This is a genomic window from Plantactinospora solaniradicis (assembly GCF_042658085.1).
Lineage (GTDB): Bacteria > Actinomycetota > Actinomycetes > Mycobacteriales > Micromonosporaceae > Plantactinospora > Plantactinospora solaniradicis.
The window spans coordinates 38,664-44,663 of the sequence record NZ_JBHSPR010000046.1 but is presented as its reverse complement, the minus strand read 5'-3'; the positions used below and the strand labels follow the sequence as shown (position 1 = coordinate 44,663).

Below are 6,000 nucleotides of genomic sequence, written 5' to 3'. Positions count from 1 at the left end.
GCAACTACAGTTCGCGGGTCGGGCGGACGAGCAGGTCAAGATCCGTGGCTTCCGGGTCGAACCCGGTGAGGTCGAGACCGTCCTGGCCGGGCACGAGTCGGTCGGCCAGGTCGCGGTCATCGTCCGGGAGGACCAGCCCGAGGTGAAACGCCTGGTCGCCTACGTCGTACCCACCAACGGCGACGCCGAAATCGACGTCACCGAACTGCGCGAGTTCGCCGCCGGGCGGCTGCCGGAGTACATGGTCCCGACCGTCGTGGTGCCGCTGGAATCGCTACCGGTCACGGTCAACGGCAAACTCGACCGGACGGCCCTGCCCGCACCCGAATCGGCCGGACAGACCGAAGGCCGCCCACCAGCCACCCCGACCGAAGAACTGCTCTGCGGACTGTTCGCCGACATCCTCGGCGTAGCACAGGTACCCGCAGACCGATCCTTCTTCGACCTCGGCGGCGACTCACTCTCGGCGATGCGGCTCGTAGCCAAGATCCGGACGGTATTCGACGCCCAGGTGAGCATCCGGGACCTGTTCGCCGCTCCGACCGTGGCCGGGGTCGCCCGGTCAATGAGCGGTGGCACCGATACCGACGGCCTCGGTCTGCTCCTTCCGATCCGGGTAGAAGGAGACCTGCCGCCTCTGTTCTGCGTCCATCCCAGCCCCGGGTTGAGCTGGTGCTACACCGATCTTGCCAGCCAACTTCCGGCGGATCGCCCGGTCTACGGGCTCCAGGCACGAGGCTTCGGCGTCGACGAGCGGCTGCCCGAGACGCTCGACGAGATGGCGGCGGACTACGTGGCTCAGATACGGTCCGTCCAGCCGACGGGGCCGTACCACCTGCTCGGTTGGTCGTTCGGCGGAATTGTCGCGCATGCGATGGCCACTCTGCTCCAGGATCTGGGCGAGGCTGTGGAGTTCCTGACAGTTCTCGACGGCTACCCCGCCGGCGGACAGGAACGGGCGAAGGCCCCGCGGGGAGACGGACGGCCGATGCCTCGGATGCAGGCCGACATCATGAGGGTCAACATCAACAACATTCACCTGGCGGAGCAGTTCACACCCGCCTGCTTTCGAGGTGATTTGTTGCTCTTCGTCGCGGAGGACGGGCGTGGCTCCTCGTCGCCACCTGCCAATGTTCCCGACAGTTGGACGCCCTATGTCGAGGGAACGGTTGACAGCGTCGAGATTGACTCGGACCATCACGGGATGATGCGAGGAAAACCCCTTTCGGAGATCGCTCGGTTGATATCCGCGAGGCTGAAGAGAGCGGACAAGTGATCTAGGCTGGAGGGGCCATGGAAGATGATCTGACCACTGTCGAGAGTCCACCGCCTGCCGGTCGGGGAGGGTCGTTACGTCTACTGATCGGATTCGGCGTCGTGCTGGCGGTCGTCCTGGTCGCTGCCGGCTATCTGATCGGTACCCGTTTCGGCGGCTCATCGAACGGCTCCAACCAGACGGCGAGCGGACTCCCGTCATCTGACGCCGCTCCGGGTCCGGCATCGAAAGCCGCCGCCTTGTCCGCCTGCATGCGGGAGAACGGCATTACCAACTATCCTAATCCCGGTCCGAACGGCGTTCTCCGGATCGGACAGAAGGATGGGATCGATATTACCTCGCCGGAGTTCAAGAAAGCTGACAAAGCCTGTGAGGAGTTCAAGCCCAAAGCCGGGCAGATGATGCCACCACCCCCCTCGGTCGCGCCCTCGTTCGACGCGACACAGTACGTGGCATGCATGCGTCAGAACGGGATACCAGACTTCCCGGACTCGGTCGACGGCATGTTTGCGTACGACCCCAACAAGCCGGGGTTCGCGGACGCGCAGAAGGTCTGTGACAAGTTCCTGCCAACGGACGCGCCGCCTCCTCCGCGCTAGATCGGAGCCGGTCCAACCTGGCGATGTCGAGCAGCCCCGGTCAGCCGAGCGTAAAGGCCGGCCGGGGCTGTCGCATATGTACCGGACAGATCGACCAGCAGCGTTCGAGTGAAACCTTGGTGAAACCGTGGCTGCCGTAGAAAGGTCTGGACAGCTGGAAATCTCAGCGACTGGAGGACGCCGTGAACGGCATCGGTTTCAAGACGAGCAGTAATGGGCGCGTCCGCCTCGGCGCGATCGGGGCGGCCATGCTGGCGGTTCTCGCATTCGGCGCGGCGGGTTGTGGCGGCGACGGCGACGAACCGTCGAAGACGGTTGCCTCGGCACCGGCGGCTGAGGGCGGGCCGACGGCGTCGGCGGCGGCGGACGGCAGGGGCGACCCGACGGCGTACGCCCAGTGCATGCGTACGAACGGTATCCCCAACTTCCCCGACCCGGCGGACGGCCGGGCACAATTACCGCGCGAGATCGACCCGAACTCACCAACGTTCAGGGACGCACACGAGAAGTGCAAGCAGTACGCGGGGAACACCCAGGGCGGTGGGGGGCCGCAGCAGGACACGTGGCCTGTGGCGGAAAAGCTCAAGTACGCCCAGTGTATGCGCCAGAATGGCCTGCCGGGGTTCCCGGATCCGGATGAGAGTGGCCGGATGGAGTTCGACCCCACGAAGATCGACCCCAAGTCGACCGCGTTCAAGAATGCGGAGAAGGCCTGCGCTGACTTCCAGCCGGAGAATGCACGTCCGAACAACAACGGCGGTGGCGGTCCCGGTCCCGCAGGCGGTGGCTCGTGAGCATCACGAAGATCTCGGCGGATGGGACGGACGTGAGTCTCCCCAACCGGCAGGACCGGCGTGCCAACATGAAGAAGAGACCAGGACGCGGGCGGAAGTTCATCGTCGTGCTGGTGGTCACGGTCGCGGTGGCGGTCGGAGCGGTCGCGGTCTACGTGTTCGTCGACCCGTTCGGCGCCCGGTCGCCCGCCACCACAATCGACAGTGGCGCTCCGATGGGCCTGGCGCAGGTCACCAAGGGGGATCTGTCCGCCCGGAGCATGCAGAACGGCACGCTGGGCTACGCGGGCGACTACGAACTGGTCAACAAGGCCAGCGGCACCTTGACGAAACTGCCGGCCGTCGGCGACGTCATCCGGCAGGGCAAGCCGCTGTACTGGGTGGACGGCGAGCCGGTCGTCGTGTTGAACGGCGGGTACGTGCCGGTCTACCGGGAACTCTCCTGGGGCACCGAGGGCGTCGACGTCAGGCAGCTGAACAAGGCGCTCGTCGCCCTCGGCTACGCCAGCAAGTCGGCGCTGGATCCGAACTCCGACTACTTCGGCAAGCAGACCTACAAGGCGGTCCAGAGGCTGCAGGACGACGTCGGAATGGACGAGACCGGCAAGTTGGAGCTGGGGCAAATGATCTTCGCTCCGGCGAACGAAATCCGGATCACCGAGGTCAAGGGCGTGCGGGGTGGATCGGCAGGGCCGAACCAGTCGATCATGAAGGCGTCCTCGACGGCGCGGCAGGTGACGGTGGAGCTGAGCGCCAGCCAGCAGAGCTCGGTGGCGGTCGGCGACGACGTGACCATCACGCTGCCGACGGGCAAGACCACCAAGGGCAAGGTGTCGTCGGTGGGCAAGGTGGCCACGAAGACCGACACGAGTACGACGATCGAGGTACTGATCACGCCGTCGGCGCCGAAGGAGACCGGTCAGCTCGACCAGGCACCGGTGCAGGTCTCGATCGTCTCGGAGACGGTGAAGGACGTCCTGTCCGTACCGGTCAACGCGCTGCTCGCGCTGGCCGGCGGCGGGTATGCCGTCGAGGTGGTCGATGCCGACGGGGCACATCGGCTGGTCGCGGTGAAGCGCGGTCTGTTCGACGACAGCGGGGGACGGGTCGAGGTGTCCGGTGAAGGCCTGGTCGCCGGCCAGAACGTCGTGGTGCCGGCGTCATGATCGGGGTGGAGGCGCCGGCGGCGGCGACCGATGGCCTGCCGGCCGTCGAGCCGGTTCTGGAACTGGACGAGGTGACCAAGGTCTACCCCGGCGAATCGCCGGTGCTCGCCCTGGACAAGGCGACCTTCACGGTTCACCGGGGTGACCTGGTGGCGATCGAGGGCCCGTCGGGCTCTGGCAAGTCCACCCTGCTGCACGTGATGGGCACGCTGGACCGGCCTACCTCGGGAACGATGCGGATCGTCGGTGAGGACGTCGCCACGATGTCCGACCGGGACCTGGCGGCGCTCCGGGCCGCCCGGATCGGCTTCGTCTTCCAACAGTTCTTCCTGGCGGAGCACTCCACGGCCCTGGACAACGTCGCTGACGGAATGCTGTATTCGGGGGTGCGGCACCGGGCGCGTGTCGAGGCGGCGGCAGTCGCGCTGGAGCGGGTCGGGCTCGGGCACCGGATGGACCACCGGCCGCCACAGATGTCGGGCGGAGAACGCCAGCGGGTCGCGATCGCGCGGGCGCTGGTCGGCAATCCGGACATCGTCCTGGCCGACGAACCCACCGGCAACCTCGACAGCATCTCCGGAGGAGCGATCTTCGAGCTGCTCCTGGAGTTGCATGCCGAGGGCGCGACGATCGTGGTGATCACACACAACCATGAGCTGGCCGTGCGGCTGCCCCGGCGGATCGAGGTCCTCGACGGACACATCGTCGCGGACGTCCGAGAGGCGTGGCCACCGGATGCACCCACCGAAAGGCACCTGCCATGACGACGACAACGGTGCGCCGGCTGCACCCCGCAGACCTGGCGCGCACCGCCAGCGTGGGGTTGCGGACCCGACGGATGCGGGCCGCCCTGTCGGCCCTGGGCATCGCCATCGGTGTCGCGGCGATGGTGGCGGTGCTGGGCCTGTCCGCCTCCTCCCAGGCCGGCCTGCTGGCCGAGATCGACAAGCTGGGCACGAACCTGCTCGTCGTCACGCCAGGGCAGAACATCAGCGGGGAGGACGCCCAGTTGCCCAAGGAGGCGCCGGGGATGATCAGCCGGATCGGTCCGGTCGAGGCGGTGGAGAGCACCGGCTCGACCGACGCCAAGGCCTACCGCAACCCGTACATCCCCAGTTTCAACAGCAACGCCATCAGCGTCGTCGCCGCCAGCCTCGACCTGCCCGCCGCGGTACGAACGACTGTGGCCGAGGGTGACTACCTCAACGCCGCCACGGCCACCGAGCCGGTCGTGGTACTCGGCTCCGCCGCAGCCGAGCGGCTGGGCATCTACCGGATCTATCCGGACCAGCGGATCTGGGTCGGCGGTCAGTGGTTCTACGTCGCGGGCATCCTGAACTCGGCGACCCTGACGCCGGACATCGACGGCTCGGTGCTGGTCGGCTATCAGGCCGCCCAGAAGTACCTCAACTTCGACGGTCACCCGTCGACGGTGTACGTGCGGGCGGCGACCGACCAGGTCAACGACGTCTTCGGCGTCCTGGCCGCCACGGCCAACCCGCAGTCCCCGGACGAGGTCAAGGTCACCCAGCCGTCGGCCGCGCTCGTGGCCCGTGCCGCGGCCGAGTCCGCGCTCAACGGACTGTTCCTTGGACTCGGCGCGGTGGCCCTGTTGGTGGGCGGCATCGGGGTGGCGAACACGATGGTCATCTCGGTGCTGGAACGACGGTCCGAGATCGGCCTGCGACGGGCCCTCGGCGCCACCAGGGGGCACATACGGCTGCAGTTCCTCTCCGAGGCGATCCTGCTGTCCGCGCTCGGTGGTGTCGTCGGGGTGGCCGGCGGAACCGTCGCTACGGCGGTCTATGTGAGTATCAAGAACTGGGCGATCGTCGTCCCGCCCCTCGCGTGGGCCGGAGGACTGGGCGCCGCGATGGCCATCGGTGTCATCGCCGGACTGCTGCCGGCGCTCCGCGCCGCCCGTATGCAGCCGACGGAGGCGCTGCGCACCTCCTGACCATTATCCGGTGCCCGGCATGCGGCGAGGCTTGCTCCGTACATGCCGGGCACCGTTGCGTCTGGCGTCCCGATCCGGTCTCGACTTCCGGGCGAATCTTCTCCATTCATCCGCCAGCGTCGATACTTTTCTGAAACCCCCGATACCGTAAAAATAGCTGATCTGGAACAGGAACGCGGAGGAGTAGTGGCCCGCTTATTGCACATCG

The 6,000-nt window shown here is 67.1% G+C and carries 6 protein-coding genes; all 6 read left to right on the top strand.

Features of this window, described 5'->3' with window-relative positions:
* Positions 1–1,276: alpha/beta fold hydrolase (locus ACFP2T_RS36100; protein WP_377429952.1), on the top strand; the 1,276-nt coding region annotated here is incomplete at its 5' end.
* Between the two features lie 17 nt (positions 1,277–1,293).
* Positions 1,294–1,875, top strand: coding sequence for a hypothetical protein (locus ACFP2T_RS36095; protein ID WP_377429949.1), 582 nt, complete (start codon positions 1,294–1,296; stop codon positions 1,873–1,875).
* Positions 1,876–2,057: 182 nt separating this feature from the next.
* Positions 2,058–2,669 (top strand): hypothetical protein, encoded by a 612-nt coding sequence (locus tag ACFP2T_RS36090; RefSeq protein WP_377429946.1) that lies wholly within the window; start codon positions 2,058–2,060, stop codon positions 2,667–2,669.
* 68 nt (positions 2,670–2,737) lie between these two features.
* Positions 2,738–3,835 carry an efflux RND transporter periplasmic adaptor subunit gene (locus ACFP2T_RS36085; RefSeq protein ID WP_377429943.1) on the top strand — a complete coding sequence of 366 codons (1,098 nt, stop codon included), beginning with the start codon at positions 2,738–2,740 and terminating at the stop codon, positions 3,833–3,835.
* Positions 3,832–4,599 carry an ABC transporter ATP-binding protein gene (locus ACFP2T_RS36080; RefSeq protein WP_377429940.1) on the top strand — a complete coding sequence of 256 codons (768 nt, stop codon included), beginning with the start codon at positions 3,832–3,834 and terminating at the stop codon, positions 4,597–4,599. The genes ACFP2T_RS36085 and ACFP2T_RS36080 overlap by 4 nt, the downstream gene beginning before the upstream one ends.
* On the top strand, positions 4,596–5,792 hold the full coding sequence (locus ACFP2T_RS36075) for an ABC transporter permease (protein WP_377429937.1): 1,197 nt from the start codon (positions 4,596–4,598) through the stop codon (positions 5,790–5,792). Before ACFP2T_RS36080 ends, ACFP2T_RS36075 begins: the two co-directional genes overlap by 4 nt.
* Positions 5,793–6,000 lie beyond the last annotated feature (208 nt).

Coding starts and splice junctions, on each gene's coding strand:
- ACFP2T_RS36075 (WP_377429937.1), top strand. CDS start 4,596: ATGACGACGACAACGGTGCGCCGGCTGCACCCCGCAGACCTGGCGCGC.
- ACFP2T_RS36095 (WP_377429949.1), top strand. CDS start 1,294: ATGGAAGATGATCTGACCACTGTCGAGAGTCCACCGCCTGCCGGTCGG.
- ACFP2T_RS36080 (WP_377429940.1), top strand. CDS start 3,832: ATGATCGGGGTGGAGGCGCCGGCGGCGGCGACCGATGGCCTGCCGGCC.
- ACFP2T_RS36085 (WP_377429943.1), top strand. CDS start 2,738: ATGAAGAAGAGACCAGGACGCGGGCGGAAGTTCATCGTCGTGCTGGTG.